Annotated in this window: 3 protein-coding genes; 1 reads left to right on the top strand and 2 read right to left on the bottom strand. The window is 75.4% G+C overall.

Annotated elements, in window-relative coordinates; translation table 11 throughout:
• Nucleotides 1-68 precede the first annotated feature (68 nt).
• Both DT057_RS34230 and DT057_RS34225 read right to left on the bottom strand, forming a co-directional pair.
• Nucleotides 69-734 carry a 3-oxoacid CoA-transferase subunit B gene (locus DT057_RS34230; protein ID WP_128566459.1) on the bottom strand — a complete coding sequence of 222 codons (666 nt, stop codon included), beginning with the start codon at nt 732-734 and terminating at the stop codon, nt 69-71.
• Nucleotides 735-752: 18 nt separating this feature from the next.
• Nucleotides 753-1,496 (bottom strand): CoA transferase subunit A, encoded by a 744-nt coding sequence (locus tag DT057_RS34225; RefSeq protein ID WP_128566458.1) that lies wholly within the window; start codon nt 1,494-1,496, stop codon nt 753-755.
• 377 nt (nt 1,497-1,873) lie between these two features.
• Between DT057_RS34225 and DT057_RS34220 the strand changes: the two genes are divergently transcribed.
• A complete protein-coding gene (locus DT057_RS34220) occupies nt 1,874-3,649 on the top strand; it encodes an AsmA family protein (RefSeq protein ID WP_128566457.1) in 1,776 nt (591 codons plus the stop codon).
• Nucleotides 3,650-3,703: the final 54 nt, after the last annotated feature.

Raw genomic sequence — 3,703 nt, 5'->3', positions numbered from 1 at the left:
GCGCGCGCCGCGCCGGCCGGGCCCCGCCGCGGAGCCGGGCCCCGCCGCGGGGCCGGGCCGCCCGCGCCTCAGGTGTTCTTGAGCGCCACCCGGTACTGACCTTGCGTCTTGGCACGGATCTCGTCCTCGGTGACGCCGTCGGCGAGCTCGACGAGGCTCATGCCGCCGTCGCCCTTCTTGTCGATGGTGAAGACGCCGAGATCGGTGATCACCATGTCGACCACCTGGGTGCCGGTCAGCGGCAGGTCGCAGGCCTCGAGGAGCTTGGCGGATTCCGAGCCGTCCTTGGCCTTGGCGACATGCTCCATCACCACCACGACCTTCTTGACGCCGGCGACCAGGTCCATGGCGCCGCCCATGCCCTTCACCATCTTGCCGGGGATCATCCAGTTGGCGAGGTCGCCGTTCTGGGCCACCTGCATGGCGCCCAGGATCGACAGGTCGATGTGGCCGCCGCGGATCATCGCGAAGGAGTCGGACGACGAGAAGTAGCTCGTCGTCGGCAGCTCCGTGATGGTCTGCTTGCCGGCGTTGATCAGGTCGGGATCCTCCTCGCCCTCGTACGGGAACGGGCCCATGCCCAGCATCCCGTTCTCGGACTGGAGCTGCACCGACATGCCGTCCGGGATGTAGTTCGACACCAGGGTCGGGATGCCGATGCCGAGGTTGACGTAGAAGCCGTCCTCGAGTTCGCGGGCGGCGCGCGCCGCCATCTGGTCGCGGGTCCAGGCCATGATCCGTCTCCTATCCCGTTAGATGGCGCCGCCGCCGGTCGGAGCCGCGGCGGGGGCCGCGTCCTGGCGCTTGCGCGTGGTGCGCTGCTCGATGTGCTTCTCCGGGTTCGCGAGGTGGACCATCCGCTTCACGAACACGCCCGGGGTGACGATGTGGTCGGGGTCGATGGTGCCGGGCGCCACCAGGTGCTCGACCTGGGCCACCGTCATGCGGGAGGCGGTCGCCATCATCGGGTTGAAGTTGCGGGCGGTCTTCCGGTAGACGAGGTTGCCCTCGTGGTCGCCCTTCCAGGCGTGGACCAGGGCGACGTCGGCGAACAGGCCGCGCTCCATCACGTAGGTCTCGCCGTCGAACTCGCGGGTCTCCTTGCCCTCGGCGATCAGCGTGCCGACCCCGGTCTTGGTGAAGAAGGCCGGGACGCCGGCGCCGCCGGCGCGGATGCGCTCGGCCAGCGTGCCCTGCGGGTTGAACTCGATCTCGAGCTCGCCCGCCAGGTACTGCTTGGCGAAGGTCTTGTTCTCGCCGACGTAGGACGAGATCATCTTCTTGATCTGGCGCGTCTCCAGCAGCACGCCGAGGCCGACGCCGTCGATGCCGGCGTTGTTGGAGATGACGGTCAGGTCCTTGGCCCCGCTCTCGCGCACCGCGTCGATGAGAACGTCGGGGATGCCGCAGAGGCCGAAGCCGCCCGCCATGATCGTCATGCCGTCCCGCAGGACGCCCGCCAGGGCCGCGGCGGCGTCGGGGTATACCTTCTTCATCCCTCGTGTCCTCGATCTCACGCGCGCGGCGAAGCGGCCGGGCGCGCGCCGCCTCCCGCACGGCTGTGGCGCTTCGCCGCCCTGTTTAGCCATCCCGGCGGCGCCTGACCATCGGCCCGGCCGGGAAATCGCGCGGCAGCATTGCCCTGGAGATCGCCCCCGCGGGTCGCGGGGGATCGCCCCCGCGGGGCGCGGGGGATCGCCCCCGTGGGTTGCAGGGGATCGTCCCTGCGGGTTGCAGGGGGGACGGAAGACAAATGCCTCCGGACCGGATAAGGGTGTCCCCGGGGTGGCGATCTTCGCCGGGTGTGCCTGTCGGGCGGCCGGCGCGGTGGCCATGGGGCGGCAGTCTGGTCACGAGTCCATTCCGGAGAGCGATGTCGCGCCGATCCACCCTGGTCCTGTGCGGCGGCGTCTCGGCCCTCGTCCTGGCCGCGTCCTCCCTGTCCTGGACCCTCGCCACGCCGCGGGCGGCCGCCTTCGTGGGCCGGGACCTCGCGCGCCGCTACGGCCTCTCCCTCGAGGCTGCCGGCACCGCCACGGTGACGCTCCTGCCGGCGCCCCGCCTCACCTTCCGCGAGGCGCGCCTGCGCCACGACGGCCAGACCCTCGTGGAGAGCGAGGGCCTCCAGGTCCAGCTCGGCCTCGGCGGCCTCCTGGCCGGGCGGCCCGAGGTCACCGGCGTCACCCTGGATCGGGCCCGCATCGCCCTGCCCGACGGGGGCGGCTGGGGCGAGCCCGTGGACCGGCTCGCCGCCCGCCTCGCCGCCGGCCAGGGCCGGCACCTGCGCCGCCTCGTCCTCGCCGGGGCGACCGTCACGGGCCGCGATCCCCGCACGGGCGCGGTCGAGCGCGCCACGGACGTCAACCTCGTGGCGGCCTGGCCGCGCCCGAGCGCCGGCCTCGACCTCTCCGGCACCTTCACCTGGCGCGGCGTGCCCGCCACGGTCGCGCTGGCGGGCCTGCGCCCGGGCGACCTCGCCACCGAGGCGGGCAGCCCGTTCAGCGCCGCCCTGACCTGGGCGGCCGGCTCCCTGGAGCTCGACGGCATCGCCTCCTGGCGGGACGGCCCGCACCTCGCCGGCCGCGGCCGGCTCGCCACGCGGGCCCTGCCCGAGACCCTGGCCTGGCTCGGGGCCGAGGTGCCGCTCGGGCCCCTGGCCGGTCCCTTCGGCCTCGACGGGCGCTTCGAGGCCCGGCCCGGGGCGGTGGAGTGGCCGTCCCTGCGCGTCAGGGCCGGCGACAACACGCTGGAGGGCGCCGGGGCCGCGACCCTGGTCCACGGCCGCCTCGCCGTCTCCGGCACCCTCGCGGCCGACCGGCTCGACCTCTCGTCCCTCCTCCCCGGGGCCCCCTCCGGCGAGGAGGGCCGCGGCGCCCTGTCGCTTGCCGCCTACACCCGCGGCGACCTCGACCTGCGGCTCTCGGCCGCCTCGGCCCGCCTCGGCCCGCTCGAGGCCGAGGACGTCGCCGCCGGCCTCCTCGTGCGCGACGGCGCCGTCGAGGCGACCCTCGGGCGCGCCACCGTGCAGGGCGGCACGCTCAAGGGCCGGGCCGCCCTCGCGGCGACGCCGGCGGGCCTCGACGCCAAGCTCCAGGGCACCGTCGACCGGCTCGACCTCGGGGCGCTCCTGGCCGATCTCGGCGAGCCGCGCTGGATCCTCGGCCGGGTGCAGGGCACCCTCGCCCTGGAGAGCGCCGGCGGCGCGAGCCTCGCCGCCCTCGTGGCGCGCCTGGGCGGCCGCGCCACGGCGGCGATCGAGGGCGGCGAGATCCTCGGGCTGAACCTCGCCGAGCTGTCCCAGCGCCCCGAGACCGCCGCCACCGCGCTCCGCCGCGGCGGCCGCACCCATTTCGAGCGGGCGCGGGTGACGCTCAGCCTGAGCGACGGCGTCGCCGAGATCACCCAGGGGCAGATCCGGGGCGGGGCCCTGGTGGCGGGCCTCGGCGGCCGTATCTCCCTGCCCGACCGGCAGCTCGGGGCCGAGGTCCGGATCGAGCCGCGCACCGAGGGCCGGCCGCTGGCCGAGGCCCGCCCGGCGAGCCTGTTCGCCATCGACGGGCCCTGGCGGCGGCCCACGATCCGGCCGGTCGCGGGCCCGCGCCCGCCCGCGCCGGCCATCCCGGCCTCCGCCAGCGCGTACGCGCCGTGAGCCGCTCCCCCGGCCGGAACGCCGCCGCGGCGGGGCCGGACGTGCCCCGGCGGC

This window comes from Methylobacterium crusticola (genome assembly GCF_003574465.1).
Classification (GTDB): domain Bacteria; phylum Pseudomonadota; class Alphaproteobacteria; order Rhizobiales; family Beijerinckiaceae; genus Methylobacterium; species Methylobacterium crusticola.
Note: the sequence above shows the minus strand (reverse complement) of the source record. Positions and strands in the feature narration are given on the sequence as shown.